The organism is Pseudomonas sp. LBUM1678, assembly GCF_059695575.1.
The window spans coordinates 3,929,659-3,952,391 of record NZ_CP166775.1 but is presented as its reverse complement, the minus strand read 5'-3'; the positions used below and the strand labels follow the sequence as shown (position 1 = coordinate 3,952,391).

Annotated in this window: 18 protein-coding genes and 2 riboswitches; of the genes, 10 read left to right on the top strand and 8 right to left on the bottom strand. The window is 61.4% G+C overall.

Annotated features, from left to right (window positions below):
- Positions 1–25: 25 nt before the first annotated feature.
- The 3 genes from ACA070_RS17950 to nfuA all read left to right on the top strand — a co-directional run bounded on the left by ACA070_RS17950 (position 26) and on the right by nfuA (position 4,186).
- Positions 26–2,323: a fatty acid cis/trans isomerase gene (locus ACA070_RS17950; RefSeq protein WP_497447709.1), complete on the top strand. Its 2,298-nt coding sequence runs from the start codon at positions 26–28 to the stop codon at positions 2,321–2,323.
- A gap of 186 nt (positions 2,324–2,509) precedes the next feature.
- Positions 2,510–3,511: an acyltransferase family protein gene (locus ACA070_RS17945; protein WP_497447708.1), complete on the top strand. Its 1,002-nt coding sequence runs from the start codon at positions 2,510–2,512 to the stop codon at positions 3,509–3,511.
- Positions 3,512–3,601: 90 nt separating this feature from the next.
- The gene (gene nfuA, locus ACA070_RS17940) at positions 3,602–4,186 is read left to right on the top strand and encodes a Fe-S biogenesis protein NfuA (protein WP_007898222.1); all 585 of its coding nucleotides are present in this window, start codon (positions 3,602–3,604) and stop codon (positions 4,184–4,186) included.
- 172 nt (positions 4,187–4,358) lie between these two features.
- Here the strand turns inward: nfuA and cobM are convergent, their stop codons facing one another.
- The 4 genes from cobM to ACA070_RS17920 form a co-directional block, all read right to left on the bottom strand.
- Positions 4,359–5,105, bottom strand: a complete 747-nt coding sequence (gene cobM / locus ACA070_RS17935) for a precorrin-4 C(11)-methyltransferase (protein ID WP_497447707.1) — start codon at positions 5,103–5,105, stop codon at positions 4,359–4,361.
- A 98-nt stretch (positions 5,106–5,203) separates the two neighbouring features.
- Complete coding sequence (locus tag ACA070_RS17930; protein WP_497447706.1) at positions 5,204–5,617, bottom strand: cobalamin biosynthesis protein; 414 nt, start codon at positions 5,615–5,617, stop codon at positions 5,204–5,206.
- Positions 5,614–6,318: a CbtA family protein gene (locus tag ACA070_RS17925; RefSeq protein ID WP_497447705.1), complete on the bottom strand. Its 705-nt coding sequence runs from the start codon at positions 6,316–6,318 to the stop codon at positions 5,614–5,616. The genes ACA070_RS17930 and ACA070_RS17925 overlap by 4 nt, the downstream gene beginning before the upstream one ends.
- 11 nt (positions 6,319–6,329) lie before the next feature.
- The gene (locus ACA070_RS17920) at positions 6,330–6,521 is read right to left on the bottom strand and encodes a CbtB domain-containing protein (RefSeq protein WP_497447704.1); all 192 of its coding nucleotides are present in this window, start codon (positions 6,519–6,521) and stop codon (positions 6,330–6,332) included.
- A 120-nt stretch (positions 6,522–6,641) separates the two neighbouring features.
- A riboswitch (cobalamin riboswitch) is annotated at positions 6,642–6,869 on the bottom strand.
- A 177-nt stretch (positions 6,870–7,046) separates the two neighbouring features.
- Positions 7,047–7,260, top strand: a riboswitch (cobalamin riboswitch).
- Between the two features lie 98 nt (positions 7,261–7,358).
- Here ACA070_RS17920 and cobW point away from each other — a divergent pair.
- From cobW to ACA070_RS17895, 5 genes are all read left to right on the top strand, one after another.
- Positions 7,359–8,420 (top strand): cobalamin biosynthesis protein CobW, encoded by a 1,062-nt coding sequence (gene cobW, locus ACA070_RS17915; protein ID WP_461981785.1) that lies wholly within the window; start codon positions 7,359–7,361, stop codon positions 8,418–8,420.
- Between the two features lie 3 nt (positions 8,421–8,423).
- Positions 8,424–12,281 (top strand): cobaltochelatase subunit CobN, encoded by a 3,858-nt coding sequence (cobN, locus tag ACA070_RS17910; protein ID WP_497447703.1) that lies wholly within the window; start codon positions 8,424–8,426, stop codon positions 12,279–12,281.
- Positions 12,282–12,433: 152 nt separating this feature from the next.
- A complete protein-coding gene (locus ACA070_RS17905; RefSeq protein WP_497447702.1) occupies positions 12,434–13,432 on the top strand; it encodes a magnesium chelatase ATPase subunit I in 999 nt (332 codons plus the stop codon).
- 53 nt (positions 13,433–13,485) lie between these two features.
- On the top strand, positions 13,486–14,097 hold the full coding sequence (locus tag ACA070_RS17900) for a vWA domain-containing protein (RefSeq protein ID WP_497451976.1): 612 nt from the start codon (positions 13,486–13,488) through the stop codon (positions 14,095–14,097).
- A 286-nt stretch (positions 14,098–14,383) separates the two neighbouring features.
- Complete coding sequence (locus tag ACA070_RS17895; RefSeq protein ID WP_497447701.1) at positions 14,384–16,030, top strand: phospholipase D-like domain-containing protein; 1,647 nt, start codon at positions 14,384–14,386, stop codon at positions 16,028–16,030.
- Between the two features lie 117 nt (positions 16,031–16,147).
- On the opposite strand, the gene poxB is transcribed toward ACA070_RS17895, so the two are convergent.
- Entirely contained in the window at positions 16,148–17,872 is a 1,725-nt protein-coding gene (gene poxB, locus ACA070_RS17890; RefSeq protein ID WP_497447700.1) for a ubiquinone-dependent pyruvate dehydrogenase, read from the bottom strand.
- Positions 17,873–17,955: 83 nt separating this feature from the next.
- Entirely contained in the window at positions 17,956–19,179 is a 1,224-nt protein-coding gene (locus ACA070_RS17885) for an NADH:flavin oxidoreductase/NADH oxidase family protein (RefSeq protein WP_497447699.1), read from the bottom strand.
- 77 nt (positions 19,180–19,256) lie between these two features.
- Between ACA070_RS17885 and ACA070_RS17880 the strand changes: the two genes are divergently transcribed.
- Positions 19,257–19,661, top strand: a complete 405-nt coding sequence (locus tag ACA070_RS17880) for a MerR family transcriptional regulator (RefSeq protein WP_462026962.1) — start codon at positions 19,257–19,259, stop codon at positions 19,659–19,661.
- Here the strand turns inward: ACA070_RS17880 and ACA070_RS17875 are convergent.
- A complete protein-coding gene (locus ACA070_RS17875) occupies positions 19,658–19,915 on the bottom strand; it encodes a DUF2790 domain-containing protein (RefSeq protein ID WP_497447698.1) in 258 nt (85 codons plus the stop codon). The two genes, ACA070_RS17880 and ACA070_RS17875, sit on opposite strands and share 4 nt — an antisense overlap.
- A 63-nt stretch (positions 19,916–19,978) precedes the next feature.
- The gene (locus ACA070_RS17870) at positions 19,979–21,517 is read right to left on the bottom strand and encodes an MFS transporter (RefSeq protein WP_497447697.1); all 1,539 of its coding nucleotides are present in this window, start codon (positions 21,515–21,517) and stop codon (positions 19,979–19,981) included.
- Between the two features lie 164 nt (positions 21,518–21,681).
- On the opposite strand from ACA070_RS17870, the gene ACA070_RS17865 reads away from it, so the two are divergent.
- Positions 21,682–22,548, top strand: a complete 867-nt coding sequence (locus tag ACA070_RS17865) for a LysR family transcriptional regulator (RefSeq protein ID WP_497447696.1) — start codon at positions 21,682–21,684, stop codon at positions 22,546–22,548.
- The last annotated feature ends 185 nt before the right edge of the window (positions 22,549–22,733 follow it).

Below are 22,733 nucleotides of genomic sequence, written 5' to 3'. Positions count from 1 at the left end.
CTTTTTCATGATCGGGACCAGGGACATGTCGTATCGCGTCATCACCAGCATTTTCATGCTGCTTTTAAACTGGGATGCCGTTGCGCAGGATCCCGCGATTTCCCCGGCCATTTCCTACAGCCGGGACATCCAGCCGATCTTCACCGAAAAGTGCGTGGCCTGCCATGCCTGCTACGACTCTGCCTGTCAGCTCAATCTGGGCAGCGGCGAAGGGGTGGCGCGTGGTGCGACCAAAACCCCGGTCTACGACGGCGAACGCAGCCAGGCCGCCGCGCCGACCCGGCTGTTTTATGACGCCTTCGGCAAACGCGCCTGGCAGCAGAAGGGCTTCTATTCGGTCCTCGACGCCCAAGGTAGCCAGGCTGCGTTGATGGCGCGAATGCTGGAGCTGGGCCACACAACCCCGCTGCAACCCAACGCCAAGTTGCCGGAAGACATCGTCCTGGGCCTGAACCGGGGCAACATGTGCGCCATGCCGGCGGAGTTCGACGGCTACGCCGGTACCCACCCGAAAGAAGGCATGCCGCTGGCGGTCACCGGCCTGACCGACCAGCAATACCAGACGCTGCAACGCTGGCTGGCCTCGGGTGCGCCCATCGATGAGCAAGGCCTGGTGCCGAGCGCGAAAGAAGCCTTGCAGGTGGTGCAGTGGGAAAATCTGCTCAACGCCCCGGGCGCGCGGCAAAGTCTGGTAGGCCGCTGGTTGTTTGAGCATTGGTTCCTTGCCCACCTCTACTTCAAGGATGGCGAACCGGGGCATTTCTTCCAGTGGGTGCGCTCGCGAACCCCGACCGGGCAGCCGATTGACCTGATCAATACCCGACGTCCGAACGACGATCCAGGCACTCAGGTGTATTACCGCTTGTGGCCGGTTCGGGGCGTGATCGTGCACAAGACCCACATCACGTATCCGCTGAGCGCGGCGAAAATGGCGCGGATCAAAAGCCTGTTTTACAACGGCGATTGGCAGGTCAACGCCTTGCCGGGATACGGGCCGGAGCGTCGGGCCAATCCGTTCACTACATTCGAAGCGATCCCGGCGCAGGCGCGTTATCAGTTCATGCTCGATAACGCCGAGTACTTCGTGCGCACCTTCATTCGCGGCCCGGTCTGCCGCGGCCAGATCGCCACCGATGTGATCCGCGATAATTTCTGGGCGCTGTTCCAGGCACCGGAGCACGACCTCTACATCACCGACCCGAACTATCGCGGCCAGGCCACGCCGTTGCTGGCCATGCCGGGGCAAAACGATGACGTCGGCAGCGTCCTGAGCCTGTGGCATGACTACCGCAACAAACGCAACGAGTACGAAGCGCTGCGTCGGGACAATTACGCGGAGCTGCCGGCGCCGAGCTGGTCGACCCTGTGGGCCGGCAATGACAACGCACTGCTGAGCATCTTTCGGCATTTCGACAGCGCTTCGGTGAACAAGGGCCTGATCGGCGACGTGCCGCAAACCCTCTGGCTGTTCGACTTTCCGCTGCTGGAACGCACGTATTACCAGTTGGCGGTCAACTTCGATGTGTTCGGCAATGTGTCCCATCAAGCCCAGACGCGCCTGTATTTCGATCTGATCCGCAACGGCGCCGAGCAGAATTTCCTGCGCCTGATGCCGGCCGATTCGCGGGACGATTACCTCAATGATTGGTACCAGGCCGGCGGCCAATTCAAGATGTGGCTGGATTACGAAGCTATCGATAACGACACGCCGACGGCGCTGAAACTGGATGAGAAGGACCCCAAACGCGACTTTGCGATGCAACTGCTGTCCCGTTACGGCGAGCTCAATGCCAGGCCCGATCCGATCAATCGCTGCGACGGCGCTTACTGCTCGCGCCCGAACATCGACCCGGCCTTGCAGAATGCCGAGCAAGCCTTGAGTCGCCTGACTTCACGCCCGGCGGCCGGTTTGCGAGTCATCGATCAGTTGCCGGAAGCGACCATGCTGCGGGTTGAAACGGCAAGTGGTAAACGCGAGGTCTACAGCCTGTTGCGCAACCGGGCCCACAGCAACGTGGCGTTCCTGCTGGGCGAGTCTCTGCGTTATCAACCGGGGCTCGATACGTTGACCATTTTCCCGGGTGTGCTCAGCAGCTACCCGAACTTCATGTTTAATATTCCCGCCGACCAGGTGCCGGCGTTTGTCGATGCGATGGAAAACGCCAAGGACGCCCACCGCTTCGAGAAAATCGTCGAGCGCTGGGGCATTCGCCGCAGCCATCCGCAGTTCTGGTTTTACTTCCATGACCTGAGTCGCTACCTCCACGAAACCGAGCCGGTGGAAGAGGGCGTGCTGGACATGAACCGGTACGAGAATCTTTGATCGACTTTTGAACGCTGCCCGGTGTCCCAATCTGGACATGCCACCGATCCAATGTGGGAGTGAGCCTGCTCGCGATGACGATTTAACATTCAGCTGTTGTATTGGCTGACAGTCCGCTATCGCGAGCAGGCTCGCTCCCACAGGGGATGTGTGGTGGTTTGCGGATTGGGAACGGGAGGGGCGCCGATGTTGATTTCGATACAGGCATTGCGCGCCATCGCAGCCTGGGCGGTGGTCTGCCACCATTTCATGCAGATTTTCTTCGACTTCCAGGCCCGTGGGCCGGTGGGGCAGGCGTTTATCGACAAGGGCGCGGTGGGCGTCGACATCTTCTTCGTCATCAGCGGCCTGGTGATCTTCCTGTCCACCGAGGGCAAAGCGCTGCCGCCGGTGCGGTTTCTGTTGTACCGACTGTTTCGGATCGTCCCGGCGTACTGGCTGTACACGGTGCTGATGGCGCTGGTCGTGGTATTCGCCCGGCCGGTATTGCCAGATCAGACGGTCGACTGGTCGCATTTCCTCCTGTCGTTGTTATTCATTCCTACGGAAAACCCCGGCGGCTACGGGATGTATCCGACCCTCAATGTTGGCTGGACCCTCAACTACGAAATGCTGTTCTACCTGCTGTTCGGCTGGGCACTGCTGTTCCGCTTGCACTTCAGGTTATTGATCGTCGCGGCGTTGCTGTTCGCGGTGTGCCAGGCCTGGACCGGTTATGGCTGGGTCAGCGAGTTCTACCGTTCGGACATCGTTTATGAGTTTTTGCTGGGGATCGCCATTGGCATGCTTTACCGCCGAGGCTGGATCAAGCCCGGGTTGTGGCTGCCGTTGCTGGGGATAGGCGGCGCGTTGCTGGCCATTTATCACTGGCCGCCGGCGCCACGCTTTCTGACCTGGGGCTTGCCGAGCGCGGTGTTGGTGATGGCGTGCATTTCGCTGGAGCGCTATGTCGAGAACAATCGGCTGTTCGAACTGCTCGGCAATTGTTCCTACTCGGTGTACCTGATGCACGTGCTGGTGCTGTCTGCCGGTGGATTTGTCGCACAGCGTTATGGCGTGAATCCCTACCTTATGTTCGCCGTTTGCGCGGCGACTATTGGTCTGGCGTCCTGGGCAAGTTACGAATGGGTAGAAAAACGCAGCTATCAGTGGCTTAAAGCCCGGATTGACGGTGAAACCGCGGCTTAGCCGGCGACGGCTCTTTCCCGACAAAAATACTAGGACTTTGTACGGCGCGATGATTGGCGTAAACTGCGCCCAAGCCTGCGAGGAGTTTCCATGACCGCTATTACCATCACCGACGCCGCCCACGATTATCTGGCTGATCTGCTCTCCAAGCAGAACACCCCGGGTATCGGCATCCGCGTCTTTATCACCCAGCCTGGCACCCAGTACGCCGAGACCTGCATTGCTTACTGCAAGCCGGGCGAAGAGAAACCTGAAGACACCGCGCTGGGGCTCAAAAGCTTCACCGCTTACATCGATTCGTTCAGCGAAGCCTTCCTGGACGATGCGGTAGTCGACTACGCCACCGACCGCATGGGCGGCCAGCTGACCATCAAGGCGCCAAACGCCAAAGTCCCGATGGTCAACGCCGACAGCCCGGTCAACGAGCGCATCAACTACTACCTGCAAACCGAAATCAACCCGGGGCTGGCCAGCCACGGCGGTCAGGTCAGCCTGATCGATGTGGTCGAGGACGGCATCGCCGTACTGAAGTTCGGCGGCGGTTGCCAAGGCTGCGGCCAGGCAGACGTCACCCTGCGCGAAGGCATCGAGCGCACCTTGCTCGAGCGCATTCCCGAGCTCAAGGGTGTTCGCGATGTGACTGACCACACGCAGAAAGAAAATGCCTACTACTGAGTAAGGTGTTCGCTGCGAAATGAAAAAACGGCACTGTGGCGAGGGAGCTTGCTCCCGCTCGATTGCGAAGCAATCGCTAAACAGCTGATGCATTTTCCCGTGATGAATGCGTTGGCTGTTATTGGGACCGCTCCGCGGTCCAGCGGGAGCAAGCTCCCTCGCCACAAGTGCTTTAGGGCCTGTAGAGATGCGCATGCCCCGCGCGATACAGCGATGACTCGCTGAACTGATCACTCCCCAACACCCGACCCACCAGAATCAACGCCGTGCGCCGAAACCCCTTGACCGCAACCTTTTCGGCAATATCCGCAATCGTCCCCACCACCCAATCCTGATCCGGCCAGGTCGCCCGGTGAATCACCGCGATCGGGCAGTCCGCGCCGTAATGTGGCAGCAATTCGGCAAGGATTTTCTCCAGATGATTGACCCCCAAATGAATCGCCATGGTCGCCCCATGCTGCGCCAGGCTCCCGAGCTCTTCACCGGGCGGCATCACGGTTTTGTCGGCATAGCGGGTCAGAATCACGCTCTGGGAAATGTCGGGCAACGTCAGCTCCGCTCTCAACAGCGCCGCACACGCGGCAGTGGCCGTGACCCCGGGAATGATTTCAAACGCAATCCCGAGTTCTCGCAGATAACGAATCTGCTCACCAATCGCCCCGTACAAACTCGGATCACCGGAATGCACCCGCGCCACATCCTGGCCGTTGGCATGGGCGGTTTTGAACAGTTCGATGATCTGCTCCAGGTGCAATTCCGCGCTGTTGACCACCTGTTCGGCGCAATGGCCTTCCAGCACGGCGGCGGGCACCAAAGAGCCGGCGTAGATGATCACCGGGCAACTGCGAATCAGCCGTTGGCCCTTGACGGTGATCAGTTCCGGGTCGCCGGGACCTGCGCCAATGAAGTAGACGGTCATCGTCCGTTCCTTTGAAAAAAGAGTCTGTCAGAAAAATGGCGTGGGCAAGGCTTCAGATGAAGATTGCTCATGATCGAAGGCGGGGATTATCGGGGATCTTACGCAACGCAGGCCAATGCCAGGGTGGCCTGGGCGTATTTTTGTCGCGAAATCAGCAGTTTCGCCGGTGCCTGGGCCAGTTGTTCGGCCAACGCCAGGGCGGCACTTTCCGCCACGCCGTAGCAGCCGGTGCGTTCGAACGCGATGTCCGAATGATGGCTGAGTTGCGGTTTGTAACCTTGCAGTTGCTCGCTGCTGAAATACATCAGCGGCAATGCGAGTTGCGCGGCCAACTCGATCAGGCCAGGTTCATCACGTTTCAGGTCGATGCTGGCCAGGGCCTTGATCTGGTGAAGTCCGATTTTATGCGCCTGTAATGCCTGATCGAGCAGCGCCCGCAGTGTGCTGGCAGGGCAGCCGCGCTGGCAGCCCAGGCCGACGACTAAAGTCGGCGCTGTGCGGGTATCGGTCATGCGTGGTATTGGCCATCGCTTTTGCGGCGGAACAACCAGGCGCTGATCAGGCCCAGGGCCAGCCAGAACGCGACGTTGGTCAGCTGCGAAGCGATTTTGAACTGCGTTTCCAGGGCTTCAGGAGCGAGCATAGAGTGCACTTCCGGTTGCGGCGCGCCGATCACGTGAGGTACAGCGAGAATCGCCACGCCGAGGATCTTCATCAGCCAGTGACGGCTAAACACAATCAACGCAATGCCGACAGCCGTGGAGGCGGCCGTGCCGACCCACCAGAGTTGCCGTTGCGCCAGATCTGCCGCCGCAGTGCCTGGCAGTTCAGGCGGCAAGCCGAGGGTTGGCGCCAACACGAAAGTCGCGTAACCGGCCAGGCCCCAAAGCAAGCCCTGGGAGGTTTTGGTCGGTGCACGCAAGGTGTAGAGACCGGCGAGCATCAGGGCGAAACCGACGGCAACGACCAGATTGCCGCCCGTGGTCGACAACACGCGCTGCCAGCCGTCTTCCGGTTCCCAGGCTTCGGCATCATGAGTGTGAGCGGCGACACCGGCGGCGTGTTCGTGAACTTCAACCGCGGCCGGCTCGGATTTTTCGTAGGTTTCGGCCTGCAAAATCAGCGGAGACACCCAGAAACTTTGCAGCAGGGTCAGCAACAGGGCGGCCAGCAGCCCGGTGAAACCTGCGGTTTGCGCAATACGCTTGATCATGTCAGCAGGTCTCAATGGCACGGGAAGGCGGAGCTGTGACGGGTATCGTGCGCGGCATTGTGGACCGCTTCGATGTGCGAGAAACCGGCGAAATACACAAGGCACGCGCCAAGGATCGATGCGCAAACGGCAGCGCTCAGGCGTTGAGTCAGGGTCGTGGTGGTGCTGGCCGTTGTGTGGCGAGTGCTGCTGATGATCGACATGGCGCTTCCCTCTGGTCTGTCAGCGGGTGAATAGAGCGCATGGAAGACCCCTGCGAGTCGGGCACGCAAAGGTTCAAACAGCGCCCGCCCACCGCGGGTTTGTCATTCAGTGATCGTAATGGTCACTTTGTGTTGCGGGCCGGTCTCCGGGCTCACGAGGGGTGTTGGCTTTCGCCGGAACCTGCAAGCATCACCTTCCCATGCCGAACTGCTGGCACAGTGGATCTGACGCTTCGCTCGCTTACCGTTGCGGGGGCAGCACCGGACTGACATGGCTTTGAGTAAAGCACATGATTCACCGGTTTCCCGTTTCACCCTGTGAAGGGCACCCGTAACAAGGCGTGTAGGAGAGCATGGGCGGGGGTTTGGCGTCAATTGGCATGGGTTCTCATCTCGAGACCGAGGTGAATTCTTCGCGGGCAAGCCTCGCTCCTACAAAAGCACCGCCGTCCTGTAGGAGCGAGGCTTGCCCGCGAAGGGGCCGGTGCGGCGGACACAAGACATTGACCCGCCCCAAGACGATGCGTAGCCTTGCGCTTTCGAGGTTCTTCGGCATTTGCCGAAGCTAAGAAGGGAACGCGGTCGATGCCGCGGCTGCCCCCGCAACTGTGAACGGTGATGTTCGCTGCCACGCCACTGCAAGCCCTGTCCAACGGGTTCGCGGGAAGGCGCAGCGAATGCCAGGCCAAGCGCCCGGCACACCGTCAGCCAGGAGACCTGCCTCGACACAGATTCTCACTACAACCGGGCGGGGTGATCCGGTGGCGAACTCTTCCGCGCGCGCCCGTCGCTGCGATTGTCGTCCCGTATGCCCGCCACCTTGCCAAAGGGCATCCGATGAAAACACTGGCCAAACTCCCCGTCACCATCGTTACCGGCTTTCTCGGCTCGGGCAAAACCACCCTGCTGCGGCACATGCTCGACAACGCTCAGGGCCGCCGCATCGCGGTGATCGTCAACGAGTTTGGCGAGCTGGGCATCGACGGCGAGATCCTCAAGCAGTGCTCCATCGGTTGCACTGAAGAAGAAGCCAACGGTCGTGTCTACGAATTGGCCAACGGCTGCCTGTGCTGCACCGTCCAGGAAGAATTCTTCCCGGTGATGCGCGAACTCGTCGCCCGTCGCGGTGACCTCGACCACATCCTCATCGAAACCTCGGGCCTGGCCCTGCCAAAGCCGCTGGTACAAGCCTTCCAGTGGCCGGAAATCCGCAGCGCCTGCACCGTTGACGCGGTCATCACCGTGGTCGACAGCCCGGCCGTCGCCGCTGGCACCTTCGCTGCGTTCCCGGATCAAGTTGATGCCCAGCGCAAACTCGACCCGAACCTGGACCACGAATCGCCGCTGCACGAACTGTTCGCCGACCAACTGGCCAGCGCCGACCTGGTGATTCTCAACAAGGCCGACCTGATCAGCCCTGAAGACCTGGCCCGCGTGCGCCTGGAAGTCGCCGAAGAGCTGCCGCCCGCCGTCAAAGTCATCGAAGCCAGCAGCGGCCGCGTGCCACTGGACGTGCTGATCGGCCTCGGTGCCGGTTCCGAAGAACACATCGACAGCCGCCACAGCCATCACGATCACCACCACGAAGGTGAAGATGATCACGATCACGACGCCTTCGATTCGATCTCCATCGAGCTGCCGCAGGCTGACGAAAGCTTGCTGCTGGACGCGCTGACCCAATTGGTGGTCCAGCACGGCATCCTGCGGGTCAAAGGTTTCGCGGCGATCCCGAACAAACCGATGCGCCTGCTGATCCAGGGCGTGGGCACGCGTTTCGACAAGCATTTCGACCGTCAGTGGGGCGCCGACGAAGCGCGCACCACGCGCCTGGTGCTGATCGGCCAGGAACTGGACGCCGCGCTGCTCGAAGCGCAATTGCGCGCCGCGCTCAGCGCTTAAGCCATGCACCTGCTCAGGACCCAGCCCGGCGGTTTCGTGTCGGATGACAACATTGCCGACCTTGGACAAACCCCCGCCGAGCTGGTGATCCTGTGCAGCGGTGATTCCAGCCTGGCGCTGCTCGCTGAAGCGGCGCAGCAGTTGCCGGACGATTACCCCAGCGTGCGCCTGGCCAACCCGATGCAAGTGCAGAATCATGCGTCGGTCGACCTGTATGTCGACGAAGTGCTGCGCCACGCCAAGGTGATTCTGATTTCGCTGCACGGCGGCATTGCCTATTGGCGGTACGGGGTCGAGCGTCTGGTGGAGCTGTCCCAACGCGGTGTGCAGCTGATTCTGGTGCCCGGCGATGATCGCCCGGACCCGGAACTCAGCGACCTGAGCACCGTGGCTGCCGACGACCGCGACCGGCTCTGGCAGTTTTTGCGTCAGGGCGGCATGGCCAATGCCCTGGATTTTTTCCGTTGCCTGGCCAATCGCTGGCTGGATCGCGATTACGCCTGGGCCGAGCCGCAAACCCTGCCGCGCACGGCGATTTACCATCCGCACAAAAGCCCCGCTGACCTTCACGATTGGCAAGCCGACTGGCAGGTCGGTCAACCGGTGGCGGCGGTGCTGTTTTATCGCTCGCATTTGCAGGCGGCGAACACCGCTTTCATCGATGTTTTCTGCCAGCGTTTGCAGGCTGCGGGCCTCAACCCTTTGCCGATTGCGCTGGCCAGTTTGAAAGAGCCCGGCTGCCTGACGGTGGTCGAGGACCTGCTGGATGAAGTCGAGGCGGGGGTGATTCTCAACACTACCGGCTTTGCCCAGTCCAGCCCCGAAGCGCCGCATCTACGACCGTTTCGCCGCAACATTCCAGTAATCCAGGCGATCTGCGCCCAGGACAACGAACCGGGCTGGCGTGCCAGTGAACAGGGCCTCGGCCCGCGTGATCTGGCGATGCACATCGCCTTGCCGGAACTGGATGGGCGGATCATCAGCCGGCCGATCAGCTTCAAGGACCTGGCGTGGCGCAGCGAGCGCAGTCAGTCGGACGTGGTGTGCTATCGGGCGCAACCGGAACGCATGGATTTTGTCGCTGAACTGGCGCGACGTTGGATCGATCTGGCCCGGTTGCCAAATCGCGAAAAACGCATCGCGTTGATCCTCGCCAACTACCCGACCCGCGACGGTCGTATCGGCAATGGCGTGGGCCTCGATACCCCGGCCGCCGCGCTGAACATCCTGCGTGCGCTGCACACCGAAGGTTATCAGCTGCCCGCCGAATTGCCGGAGAGCGGCACAGCGTTGATCCAGCAATTGCTCGGCGGCGTCAGCAATGACCTCGACACAATTGACCAGCGTCCCTGCCAGCAAAGCCTGGCGATGGACGCCTATCGGGCGATGTTTAGTGCCTTGCCCGAAGCCAATCAGCAAGCCGTGCTGGGACGCTGGGGCACGCCCGACATCGATCCGATGTGCCGTGACGGACGCATGATGATTGCCGGGTTGCGCTTTGGCCTGACCTTCGTCGGCATTCAACCGGCGCGGGGTTATCAGGTTGATCCGAGCGCGGTGTATCACGACCCGGACCTGGTGCCGCCCCACGGCTATCTGGCGTTCTACTTCTGGCTGCGCAACACCTATGGCGCCCACGGCCTGATCCACGTCGGCAAGCACGGCAACCTCGAATGGTTGCCGGGTAAAGGCGTCGGGCTCTCCGAAAACTGCTGGCCGGACGCGCTGCTCGGGCCGCTGCCTAATATCTATCCGTTCATCGTCAATGACCCGGGCGAGGGCGCCCAGGCCAAGCGCCGCACCCAGGCGGTGATCATCGATCACCTGATGCCGCCGCTGACCCGCGCTGAAACTTACGGCCCGCTGCGCAACCTTGAGTTGCTGGCCGACGAATATTACGAGGCGCAACTGCTCGACCCGCGCCGCGCCCGGGAGTTGCAACGCGACATCCTGCAACTGGTGCGCGACACGCACATCGACCGTGAGCTGCAACTGGATGAAAAGCTCAACAGCGACGCCGATGCGGCGATCTGGCTGCCGCGGCTGGACACGTACTTGTGCGACTTGAAGGAATCGCAGATCCGCGATGGCCTGCACATCTTTGGCGAGTCGCCGACCGGGCGCTTGCGTATCGATACGTTGTTGGCGCTGTTGCGCATTCCCCGTGGCGATGGCCGAGGGGCGCAGTCGAGTGTGTTGCGGGCGTTGGCCAAGGCGTTCGAATTGGGGTTTGATCCGCTGGATTGTGCGTTGGCCGAGCCGTGGACCGGGCCTCGACCCGTGGAATTGCGGACCCTCACCGATGAAGTCTGGCGCACCGCCGGAGATACTCGCGAGCGCTTGGAGTTGTTCGCTGCGCAACTGATCTCGCAGAGGTTGAATGCCAACCCCGAACCCTGTGGGAGCGAGCCTGCTCGCGATGCGGTTGATCATTCAACGTTGATGTCGATTGACCCACCGCTATCGCGAGCAGGCTCACTCCCACAGGAAGCGGGTTGGGATGAGGTTGGCGCCATCCTCGACAACCTGCGCGAAGTCGTCGCCCCGCGCCTGGACGCCTGCGGCCCCGCAGAAATGCGCGGCCTGCTCGACGCCTTGAGCGGACGTTTTGTCCCCGCCGGCCCCAGCGGCGCACCGAGTCGCGGTCGTCTGGACGTGCTGCCGACCGGGCGCAATTTCTACTCGGTGGACGTGCGCAACCTGCCGACCACCACGGCGTGGCGCATCGGTTTCCAGTCGGCGAACCTGATTCTTGAACGGCATCTGCAGGACCACGGCGATCATTTGCGCCAGCTCGGCCTGTCCGTCTGGGGCACCGCGACCATGCGCACCGGCGGCGACGACATCGCCCAGGCCATGGCCTTGATGGGCGTGCGCCCGGTCTGGGCCACCGGCAGTCAACGGGTCGACGACTTTGAAATTCTGCCGCTGAGCTTGCTCGACCGTCCGCGAGTCGACGTGACCTTGCGGGTTTCCGGATTCTTCCGTGATGCCTTCGCCAACCTGATCCGCCTGTTTGACGCCGCGGTGCAAGCCGTCGCCGCGCTCGACGAGCCGGACGACCTCAATCCCTTGGCCGCCAAAGTGCGTGCCGAACGTGAAGCATTGATGCAATCGGGCCTCGATGAGGACGCGGCCAAGCGTCAAGCCGGTTGGCGAGTTTTCGGTGCCAAACCCGGTGCTTATGGCGCAGGCGTGCAGGGCGCCATCGACGGTCGTCTGTGGCAAAGCCGCGAGGATCTGGCCGAGGTTTACCTGAACTGGGGCGGCTACGCTTACGGCGGGTCCGATGAAGGCACCGCTGCCCGCGAACAATTCGCCCAGCGCCTGAGTCAGGTTCAAGCCGTGCTGCAAAACCAGGACAACCGCGAGCATGACTTGCTCGATTCCAACGACTATTACCAATTCCAGGGCGGCATGCTCGCCGCCGTGGAAAGCCTCAGCGGCGAAGCTGCGGCCAGTTACCATGGCGATCACAGTCAGCCGGACTTGCCAAAGATCCGCACCTTGAAGGAAGAGCTGAACCGGGTGATCCGCTCGCGGGCGGCGAATCCGAAGTGGATCGATGGCGTGAAGCGTCACGGCTATAAAGGCGCGTTCGAACTGGCGGCGACGGTGGATAATCTGTTCGCGTTCGACGCCACGACGCAGCTGATCGACGATCATCAATATGCGTTGCTGGCGGATGCGTACTTGCTCGATCCGGCGACCCGGGATTTTGTCCGTGAGCATAATCCCCATGCGCTGCGCGATATGACCGAGCGCATGCTCGAGGCGCAGCAGCGGGGGATGTGGAAGGAGCCGGGCGCGTATCGCGAGGCGCTGGAAAACCTGTTGCTGGATATAGAAGAAGATAGCTAATGCGCCGCAAAACCCTGTAGGAGTGAGCCTGCTCGCGATAGCGGTCGACCAGTCAATATAGATGTCGATTGATCCACCGCTATCGCGAGCAGGCTCGCTCCCACAGGGATGGAGGTGTTTTTGATTTCACCGACCATGACCGAGATATAAAAATGACCGACACCCCGCATTTCCCGCTCTCCGCCGTGGTCGGCGCCGACGATCTGAAGCTCGCCCTCTACCTGACCGCCATCGACCCGAAAATCGGCGGCGTGCTGATCGAAGGCCCACGCGGCATGGCCAAATCGACCCTTGCCCGAGGCCTGGCGGACTTGCTGGCCAGCGGTCAATTCGTCACCTTGCCCCTCGGCGCCACCGAAGAACGACTGGTCGGAACCCTCGATCTCGACGCCGCCCTGAGCGAAGGCCGCGCACAGTTTTCCCCCGGTGTATTGGCCAAGGCCGACGGCGGAGTGCTGTACGTCGATGAAGTCAATCTGCTGCCCGATCACCTCGTCGACCTGTTGCTCGACGTGGCCGCCAGCGGCACCAACCTGATCGAGCGCGACGGCATTTCCCATCGTCATTCGGCGAAGTTCGTATTGATCGGCACCATGAACCCGGAAGAAGGCGAACTGCGCCCGCAACTGCTCGACCGTTTTGGTCTGAACGTCGCGCTCAGCGGCCATACCGCACCGGCCGAGCGTGGCCAGATCATCCGCCGGCGTCTGGATTTCGACAGTGATCCCCAGCGCTTTTGCGCCGAATGGGAAGGCCAGCAGCGGTCGCTGCGTGAACGTTGCCAGAAGGCGCGCAGCCTGTTGGCGAGCATCCCCCTGGATGATGAAGCTCTGGCACAGATTACCGAGCGTTGTTTCGCCGCCGGTGTCGATGGTCTGCGCGCCGATCTGGTCTGGTTGCGCGCGGCCCGTGCTCACGCCGCATGGCGAGGGGCGAGCGTCATCGCCGAGGAAGATATCGACGCCATTGCCGAGTTCGCCCTGCGCCATCGTCGTCGCGAGCCATCGCCACCGGCGCCACAACACAATCAGTCGCCTTCGGCGCAACCTTCCAGCCCGAGCGAAGGCCAGGGCCAGTGGGGCGAAATGCCCGCCCAGGCGTTGCCGGTCGGTGCTCGGCGTGAAGTGCCGAGCTGGCCAAAAAAGCCGTAGGCATTCGCCCTCGATCTGACGCGGGGGCGAATGCCAGACCCCGCGCAGGACGGCTGGATAACGGTAAACAGGGCAAGCGTCACGCCGCGCGCAGCGGCTCGATCAACTGGCCCGGCACCTTGCTCAATGGCCGTCCTCGTCAGCATAAAGATGTGCTGTTCCATCTGCGGACCCGATCCCCTCATGAACTGTGGCTGGTGATCGTCGACGCGTCCGCCTCGACCCGCCGTCACCAGGCGTTGAGCGATGCCAAGGGTTTGCTCGCGCAAGTGTTCGACGACGCGTATCGCCAGCGCGCGCGTCTGGCGTTGTTGACTGCGAGTGGCCATGCGCCGAAGTGGCAGGTGCAAGGCTTGAAAGCGTCGGCAGGGTTGCGTGGCTGGCTCGATAACCTGGGCGCGGGCGGCGGCACGCCGTTGTTGGCGGCGCTGGGCGAAGCGGGGCGCTGGCTGGCGGTACGGCAAAAACGCTTTCCCGCCGAACAGCAAAGGCTGTTGCTGCTGACCGATGGGCGATTGAAGGAATGGCCGGGGTTACCGGTGCTGGATTGCCCTGGGTTATTGATTGATATCGAACGCGGGCCGATTCGGCTAGGTCGGGCTAGACAGATGGCGGCAGCGCTGCAAGCGGATTATCGGCACATTGATGAGTTGATTTCAGGCTAAGGGCTGTGTTGTTTGCAAGGCCCCCATCGCGAGCAGGCTCGCTCCCACATTGAATCTCCAGCATCCACAAAACCCCTGTAGGAGTGAGCCTGCTCGCGATGGCATCACCTCGATTCCAGATATTCATGCTGAATCCGCATCACAACCCTCACTGGATCTCCAGCATCCACAAAACCCCTGTGGGAGCGAGCCTGCTCGCGATGGCATCACCTCGGTTCCGGATAATCATGCCAATTCGAGATCGCTACCCTATGCTCTGAGGTGCATTCGATCACAGGAGTGAATCATGCGCGTACTTGCCGTTAACCCTCAGAACGATTTCCGCGTCAAAGCCTACGCCGGCACCAACGGCGTGCTGTTGGCCATGGATCTGGCCGAACCCCGTCGCAAAGGCCTGCTGGGTTTTGCCATCGAAAAGCAGCAAGGCAATAAACCCTGGCTGTTTTTGTTCAATAGCCTGACGTTCCCGGGCAAGTCCCATACCTTTCCGCAATTCCACGCCACCCCGAGCAATATTGCGCCGTTACAGAAATTCCGTTGGGCCGATTACGCGGTCAATCCGGGGTTGACGATCCATTACCGGGTCTATCTGGCCTACGGAAGCGCCGATGCGCCGCAACTGGGCGAGTCCCTGGAGGTGACGGTCACTTCCGACGATGGCCATCCCGGCAACCAAAGTGTCAATTTCAACCGCGCCGTGGCTGCCAGCCAGGCGTTCCAGCGCAAGTTTCCCGAACTCGACGCGCTCCTCAGCGGCAAAGACAGATTGCCCATCGAAGCCTGGCCCGATGCCCCGCGCCAATGGCTGGAGAATGGTTTGCTCGGGCGTTTGCTGGGGTTTATCGAACGGGCCATCGACGGCCAGTGGGCGCTGGATATCGCCATCTACGAATACCAGTTACCGGTGATTGTCGAGGCCGTGAACGCAGCGCATGAACGCGGCGTGAACGTTCGCGTCCTTTATCACGCGCAACCGGACGAAGACACGACCGCCATGAACGAGGCGAGTCTGGAAAAGATCCCGGCGGCGAACAAGCGCGGACGCGTCACCCACAGCATTTTCCACAACAAGTTCATGGTTCTGAGCCGGCTCGACGGCGCGGGTCTGCGCCAGCCTGAGGCCGTGCTCTGCGGCAGCACCAACTTCACCCCCAACGGCATTTATCGGCAGGCGAACGTGGTGCATGTGCTGGACGATCGTCTGCTTGGCGCGAGTTACCTGCAAACGTTCGAGCAGGTCTGGAACACACCGGCGGATGTCGGCGCCACGCGGCGATGGCTCACGCAACACAACCCGATGGACCCGACCCAACCGTTGTTCGCCGGATTTTCACCGCGCTCGGGTGAGGGGGACTTGCATGAGTTCGCCGACATCATCAACGGGGCAAAAAAAGACCTGCTGTTCGTCACCGCGTTCACCTTGCCCGACGCCATCCTCAACGCCTTGCTCGGCCAGCCCCACGACGACATCCTGCGCTACGGCCTGCAAAACTCCGCAAGCAAAATCACCGGTTTCCACGCCGACCGCACCGCGGAATTCACCACGGTTGCGCTGCTCAATACCGGCCTGGAAGGTTGGCTCCTGGAAAGCAAGGAAGGCCAGAAGGGCAACCTGCTGGTGCACACCAAAGCTATCGTCACCGATTTCACCACCGATACGCCGACGATCATCAGCGGCAGTCATAACCTCAGTGCGGCGGCCAGTCGCAGCAATGACGAGAACTATTTGATCATTCGCGGCGATACCGATTTGGCGGACCGTTATGGGTTGGAATTGCTGCGGTTTTATGAACATTACCGGTTCCGCTATTACGCGAAAAAACTGGCGCTCAAGCAGGTCCAGCCGTTGGCGGCGGGTGACAGTTGGACCGATGATTATTATGTCGAAGGGAATTTGAGGATGCTGTCGAGATTGCGGTTTTCCGGGCAGTAATCATTGACCTCACTGGCCCCATCGCGAGCAGGCTCGCTCCCACAGTGGATCTCGGGCGTTAATGAAATCCTGTGGGAGCGAGCCTGCTCGCGATGGGGGCGACGCGGTTTCAGCGCTTCAGCGAAACCAATTCGTGCGCGCCAACTCAATCACCTCATCCCCACGGCCACTCATCACCGCTTTCAGCATGTACAGACTGAACCCTTTAGCTTGTTCCAGCTTGATCGTCGGTGGCATCGCCAGTTCCTGAGTCGCCGTCACCACGTCCACCAGCACGGGCCCGTCATGCGCCAGTGCCCGGCGCAAGGCCGGTTCCAGCGCCTCGGACTCCTCGACACGAATACCCAGAATCCCCATGGCATTGGCCATCGCCGCGAAGTCCGGATTGTGCAGGTCCGTGCCGGTATCCAGCAGCCCGCTGGATTTCATTTCCATGGCCACGAACCCGAGCGAGGCATTGTCGTAGACGATGATTTTCACCGGCAGCTTCAGTTGCGCCAGAGAGATGAAATCTCCCATCAACATGCTGAAACCTCCATCGCCGGACATCGAAATCACTTGCCGCCCAGGGAACGCCGCTTGCGCGCCAATGGCCTGGGGCATCGCGTTTGCCATGGAGCCGTGATTGAACGAGCCAAGCAGCCGGCGTTGGCCATTCATTTTCAGATAGCGCGCAGCCCAGACCGTCGGCGTGCCCACGTCGGCGGTGAAGATCGCATCGTCATCGGCCAGTTCGCTGAGCAGGCGAGTGATGTATTGCGGATGAATTGGCCGCCCCGGCGCCGAAGGTTGAGCCAGGTCATCAAGCCCCTGACGCGCCTTTTGGTAGTGCTTGAGAGAGGCCTCGAGAAAGCTCCGGTCGCCACGATAAGGCAGGCGCGGCAGCAACGCGGAGAGGGTTTCGCCAACATCGGCGGCGATGCCCAAATCCAGCGTGGTACGCCGTCCGAGGGCTTGCGGGTCGTGGTCGATCTGAATGATGGTGGCATCGGTGGGGTAGAACTGGCGATAGGGAAAGTCTGTCCCGAGCATCACCAGCGTGTCGCAGTTGAGCATCGCATGATAGCCGGAGCTGAAGCCGATCAGCCCGGTCATGCCGACGTCGAACGGATTGTCCCACTCCACGTGCTCCTTGCCGCGCAACGCATGCACCACCGGCGCACCAAGGGCGTCGGCCAACGCCACCACCTGATCGTGGGCGCCCGCGCAACCGGCGCCACACATCAGCGTCACGGCGTTGCTTTGACTCAGCAATTCGACCAGCCGATCCAGGTCGTGAGGCGCGGGCAGGGTGCGGGGTTTTGCAAGCGCAGGCCAGGGCTTGAGGTTGTCTTCGACCTCCTGCAGCGCCACGTCGCCGGGAATCACCACCACCGCGACGCCGCGATTGAGGATGGCACTGTGCATCGCCCGGTGCAGCACCTGGGGCATCTGCGCCGGGTTGCTCACCAGTTCGACGAAGTGGCTGCATTCCTTGAACAGTTCCTGCGGGTGGGTTTCCTGAAAGTAATTCAGGCCCACTTCCGAGGAGGGAATCTGCGCGGCGATGGCCAGCACCGGCACATGGTTTTTGTGGCAATCGAACAGCCCGTTGATCAAATGCAGATTGCCCGGCCCGCAACTGCCGGCGCACACCGCCAGTTCCCCGGTGACCGCCGCTTCGGCGCCAGCGGCAAACGCAGCGACTTCCTCGTGGCGCACGTGCATCCACTCGATGCTGTCCATGGTGCGCAGGGCCTCGGTCAGGCCGTTGAGGCTGTCGCCCGTCAGGCCCCAGATGCGTTTCACGCCGGCCTGTTCAAGGGTGGTTGCCAGTTGCTGGGCAATGGTGATTTTCGCCATGGGGTGCTCCAGTGATTGATGAATTGTCCTCGGGGTTAAAAGAGGACAACGCTGGGGCAACCATGACTCACCTGAATGTTCGATTACTTGCCCATTGCCTGCCGGTACTGACGCGTACGCCGGGCGATGTACAGCTGATCGATTATCAGCGCCCAGATCGCCGAAACCTGTGGCCGGGTATTGCGCCCGCGACTCAGGCGATGCAGCTGGAACTTCACCACGGCCATGCTCGCCAGGGCGGCCAGCGGTTTGCGTTTCCAGCGGATCGGTGGCAGTTGCGGGTGACTGTTCTGGCCTTCGCGCCAGCGTTTGACCAACTGCGGTTCGATGGCCAGCGCCGTGCCGATACCGGCCATGGCGATGCCGCTGTCGAGCACCTGTTCGACGATGGCCATGCGGCGGATCCCGCCCGTCACCATCACCGGCATATTCGCGACGCTAGCCAGTTCGCCGGCCATTTCCAGGAAGTACGCCTCCCGCGCCAAAGTCCTGCCGTCCCGTGCTTCGCCTTGCATGGCCGGTGCTTCGTAGCTGCCACCGGAGAGTTCCAGCAAATCAAGCTGTTGGTCGTTGAGCCACTGAATCACTTGTCGGGCGTCGTCAGCGTCGAAACCGCCGCGCTGGAAGTCTGCGGAGTTGAGTTTTACCGCCACACAGAATTGTGGCGACACGGCTTGGCGAACCGCGCTGACCACCGCCAGCAGCAGGCGGGCGCGATTCTCCAGCGAACCACCCCAACGGTCAGTGCGGCGATTGGTCAAGGGCGAGAGGAACTGGCTGATCAGGTAGCCGTGCGCTGCATGAATCTGCACGCCGGTGAAACCGGCTTTCTCCGCCAGGGCCGCACTGGTGGCGAAGCGTTGGATCACCTCGGCAATATCGCTTTCCGACATCGGTTTGGGTTCAGCGAACATCTTAGAGAACGAACCCAGATCCAGCGCCACCGCCGACGGTGCCCAGGCTTGCTGGCCGAGGTTGGCCATGGTCTGGCGGCCGGGATGATTGAGCTGCATCCAGAAATGCGCGCCCCCGGAGCGGCCGATGGTTGCCCACTGCCGAAACTGCTCAAGATGCCGTTCGTCTTCCAGCACGACGCCCGCGGGGCCGGTCATGGCGCGGCGATCGATCATCACATTGCCGGTCAACAGCAGGCCGGTTTCGCCCTCGGCCCAGGCCTGATACAGCTGAAACAGTGCACTGGACGGCGCTTGTCCGGTATCCGCGAGGTTCTCTTCCATCGCGGCTTTGGCGATACGATTGCCGAGGGTCTGGCCGTTGGGCAAATTCAGCGTTTGGAAGGGCGACATGCTTGACTCCTCATCAGTAAAGCGTAGAGGCTAAGCTTAAAGTTAACTTGAATGTCAAGCAGCCAAGCGAGGCCGTGATGAAGATTGGTGAATTGGCGCAATTGAGCGGGTTGAACCCGTCGCGCATTCGGTTTTACGAGGCTCAGGGCTTGATCCAGCAGGTGGAGCGTCTGGCCAACGGCTACCGGCGTTACCCGCAACAAGTCTTGCAAACCCTGAAGATCATCCAGTGCGCCCAGCAGGCCGGATTCAGTCTTGAAGAGCTGAAGTTGTTGTTGCCGGACACGGTGACAGGCGAGTTCAAGCACGATGAGCTGGTGGCGGGTCTAGGCCGCAAAGTCGAACAGATTGAAGCGATGCAACTGCACCTGGCCCAGAGCAAGGCGCAGTTGCTGGGGTTGATCGAAAACATTCAGGCACGGCCCGAAGGAATGGCCTGCGGTGAAAATGCCGAGCGGGTCCTGGCGTCGCTCAAGCATTAATTCTGACCGAGACAGTCATCGCCAAAAGCCTCGTAACGCAGGACATGGGTGGTGCCCATAGTGTCGATGTAAGTCATCTCCCGCGCGCCGGGTCCGCAGCCTTCGTTGCGGGTCATGTTGAGCACTTTGGCGATATGGAGCGGCGTCGAGTACTTGTAGTCCTCGACTTTCGGCGTGCTGGAATTGTCGACGGAAGCGGCCGCTGCAACACCGCTCAGACTGATGAGAAACAGGGCGGACAGAATGCGTTTCATGATGGGGCTCTCGTAGTGGCTACTGAACGATTTCAGTGGCAGTACGACGAGCCCCGTTGGGGTTTATTCCAGGCTCAGGGAAAAACTTTTCTGCGCGGGGATCGGATTGCGCATCAGCGTGCCGACCACCAGCGCCCCCAGCAAGGCCAGCAAACCGGCGACGATAAGCAGCAGACTGAAGCCGCCGACGAATGCCTGGCGCGCCAGCGGCTCGACCAACGGGCGTGCGGTTTCCGGTAGCAGGTTCATCGCCGCGGTCATGTCACCGGCGACCACCCGCGAGGCAATGCTCTGGGTCTGGTCGAGCCATTGCGTGCCCTGCGTCGACAGGCTGGTGCGCAGCAGCAGTTCGGTATGGCTGGACAACAATGCACCGAAGACGCCGATTGCCAGCACGATGGCGCTGAAACGCATGGTGGTGCTCATGCCCGAAGCCATGCCGGTGCGCTCGCGGGGTACGCAGGCCATGATGTTTTTCTGCGTGTCGCCATTGAGCAAGCCGGCCCCGGCGCCCGTTACGGCAATGGCCAATGCGAACGGCAGGTAACCGCCGCTGCTGACGGCCCAGGCGCTGAGCAGGTTACCGCTGCCGACCAGGGTCAAACCTGCTGCCATCAGCGTTGCAGGGGCATATCGATGGGCGAGCCGAGCGCCGATTCGCGGGCAAATCAACATGGTCACCGCAAACGGCAGCATCCCCAGCCCCGACGCGATGGCCGAGAAGCCCAGGCCGTTTTGCAGGTAGAACGGCAGCAGCGTCATCATGACTTGGGCGCACCCGGCGTAGGCAAACATGCCGAGCAGGGCGCCGATGAAACGCGGATGCTTGAACAATTGCAGGTCGACCATCGGCCGCTGTTGCATCCGCTCGATCAGCACAAACAATCCCAACAGCAGCGCGCCACCGATGAGCCGGGCGTAAGTGAGCGGGTTGCTCCAGCCGATCCGGTTGGCTTCGATCAAGCCCCAGATCAGGCACAGCAAGCTCGCACTGAACGCCAGGCTGCCCCAGGGGTCGAGGCGCGCAGACTGGGTGTTCCTCGATTCCGGCACCGCGCGCCAGACCATGTACATCAAGAACAGCCCGACCGGCAGGTTGAGGTAGAAGATCCAGCGCCAGCCGACATACTCGGTGATCAACCCGCCGACCGTCGGCGCGGCGGTCATCGCCACGCCCATGCACGCGCCCCAGAACGCCCAGGCCTTGGCCCGTTCGACTTCATCATGGAAGGTGTGGCCGATGGCGGCCAGGGCTGATGTCAGCAGCAAGGCCGCGCCGACACCCTTGATCGCCCGTGCGATATCGAGGAACAAAGCCGTGGGCGCCGCGCCGCAACCGATGGACGCAAGGATGAAAATGCCCAGTCCGCAGAGCATGGTTTTCTGCCGGCCAAAGCGGTCGGCGATGCTGCCCGCGGGCAGCAACAAGGCCGCGAACGCCAGCATGTACGCGCTGACCACCCATTCGATGTCGGCAAAGTTCGCGCCCAGGTCCCGCGCGATGGTTGGCAGGGTGACGGCGACGATATTGGTGTCGAGCACGATCAGCGAGCACACGCCGGAGGCCGTCAGCAGTGTCAGGCGTGGACTGACCCGGCTCATGGTGTGATTGCCTTTTGGGCAAGAGTGTTGGCCGCAGCGCTGAAAAGAGGTTTGACGTACATGACATTGGCTCTCTACTGTGAGTGGCAATGAGCTTATCGCGATCGATTACAGGCTTCGTTAGCCTGGTATCGGGATTTCATTACCTTTGAGCTAATGCACCCATGGACATACGGCATTTCCGCTACTTTCTGGCCGTTGCCCGGCAGGGCAACTTCACCCGCGCCGCCGAACAACTCGGTATCGCACCGCCGACCTTGACTCGACAGATCCAGGACATGGAGAACGAACTCGGCACGCGACTGTTCGTGCGCCAGACACGTGAAGTCAGCCTGACCGAGGCCGGTGCCGCGTTAATGATCGAGGCCGAGGCGACGGTGCGGCAATTCGAGTACGCCCAGCACAATGCCAAGCGGGCCGGACGCGGGGATATCGGTCATATCGAACTCGGCTACGTGGCATCGGCGGTGTACTCGGGTTTGCTGCAAAAACAGGTGCAAGCCTTCAGCCGCGAGTGCCCGGACGTCAGCTTCAATGTTCGGGAAAGTCCCATGGCGTCATTGCCGGCCATGGTAGTCGAGGGGCGATTCGATATTGGGTATGTCCGCTCACCCATGACCCTGCCTGATGGCCTGGAGGCCATTCGTCTGGATGCCGAAGGCTTTGTGCTGGCGCTGTCCACCGAGTCCTGGCTGTGTCGTTTGCCGGACATCAGTCCGGAGCATCTGCAAAACGAGACGTTCATCCTGCCGGAGCAAATCAGCGGCACCTTGCAAGTCGCCGCCGAGGGCGGATTTGCGCCGAAGCTGGGTGCGCAACCGGGTGGCCTGGTGGCGGTGATTGCACTGGTGTCGTTAGGGCAGGGCGTGGCGGTGGTGCCGGAGTCGGTGGTCGGGCATGTCGGTTTGCCCGGTGTGTTGTACCGGACGATCAAGGGCTGCGAGGCAACGTCGTGGTTATCGTTGATTCATCGGCGGTTCGAGAAGTCGGCGGCGGTGGTCAGGTACATTGAGCAGGTCAAAAAGCGCTGATTACAGATTTTGTAATGATTTCCGACTGTAGGAAATGTCGTCTTCGCCTGTACGCTCCAAGGCCTTTTTCCTTTCAGGACTTGCATGAACACCCTTTTGGAGCCTCCCGGTTATCCTTCCTCCTCGCGCTACCACGCGGTCTTGATGCACGCGAAGCATCCGGTCTTCCGACTTCCGAATCTCCT

Coding starts and splice junctions, on each gene's coding strand:
- cobM (WP_497447707.1), bottom strand. CDS start 5,105: ATGACCGTCTACTTCATTGGCGCAGGTCCCGGCGACCCGGAACTGATC.
- cobW (WP_461981785.1), top strand. CDS start 7,359: ATGAAAACACTGGCCAAACTCCCCGTCACCATCGTTACCGGCTTTCTC.
- ACA070_RS17875 (WP_497447698.1), bottom strand. CDS start 19,915: ATGAAACGCATTCTGTCCGCCCTGTTTCTCATCAGTCTGAGCGGTGTT.
- ACA070_RS17930 (WP_497447706.1), bottom strand. CDS start 5,617: ATGACCGATACCCGCACAGCGCCGACTTTAGTCGTCGGCCTGGGCTGC.
- cobN (WP_497447703.1), top strand. CDS start 8,424: ATGCACCTGCTCAGGACCCAGCCCGGCGGTTTCGTGTCGGATGACAAC.
- ACA070_RS17895 (WP_497447701.1), top strand. CDS start 14,384: ATGCGCGTACTTGCCGTTAACCCTCAGAACGATTTCCGCGTCAAAGCC.
- ACA070_RS17950 (WP_497447709.1), top strand. CDS start 26: ATGTCGTATCGCGTCATCACCAGCATTTTCATGCTGCTTTTAAACTGG.
- ACA070_RS17865 (WP_497447696.1), top strand. CDS start 21,682: ATGGACATACGGCATTTCCGCTACTTTCTGGCCGTTGCCCGGCAGGGC.
- ACA070_RS17905 (WP_497447702.1), top strand. CDS start 12,434: ATGACCGACACCCCGCATTTCCCGCTCTCCGCCGTGGTCGGCGCCGAC.
- nfuA (WP_007898222.1), top strand. CDS start 3,602: ATGACCGCTATTACCATCACCGACGCCGCCCACGATTATCTGGCTGAT.
- poxB (WP_497447700.1), bottom strand. CDS start 17,872: ATGGCGAAAATCACCATTGCCCAGCAACTGGCAACCACCCTTGAACAG.
- ACA070_RS17945 (WP_497447708.1), top strand. CDS start 2,510: ATGTTGATTTCGATACAGGCATTGCGCGCCATCGCAGCCTGGGCGGTG.
- ACA070_RS17880 (WP_462026962.1), top strand. CDS start 19,257: ATGAAGATTGGTGAATTGGCGCAATTGAGCGGGTTGAACCCGTCGCGC.
- ACA070_RS17885 (WP_497447699.1), bottom strand. CDS start 19,179: ATGTCGCCCTTCCAAACGCTGAATTTGCCCAACGGCCAGACCCTCGGC.
- ACA070_RS17925 (WP_497447705.1), bottom strand. CDS start 6,318: ATGATCAAGCGTATTGCGCAAACCGCAGGTTTCACCGGGCTGCTGGCC.
- ACA070_RS17870 (WP_497447697.1), bottom strand. CDS start 21,517: ATGAGCCGGGTCAGTCCACGCCTGACACTGCTGACGGCCTCCGGCGTG.
- ACA070_RS17920 (WP_497447704.1), bottom strand. CDS start 6,521: ATGTCGATCATCAGCAGCACTCGCCACACAACGGCCAGCACCACCACG.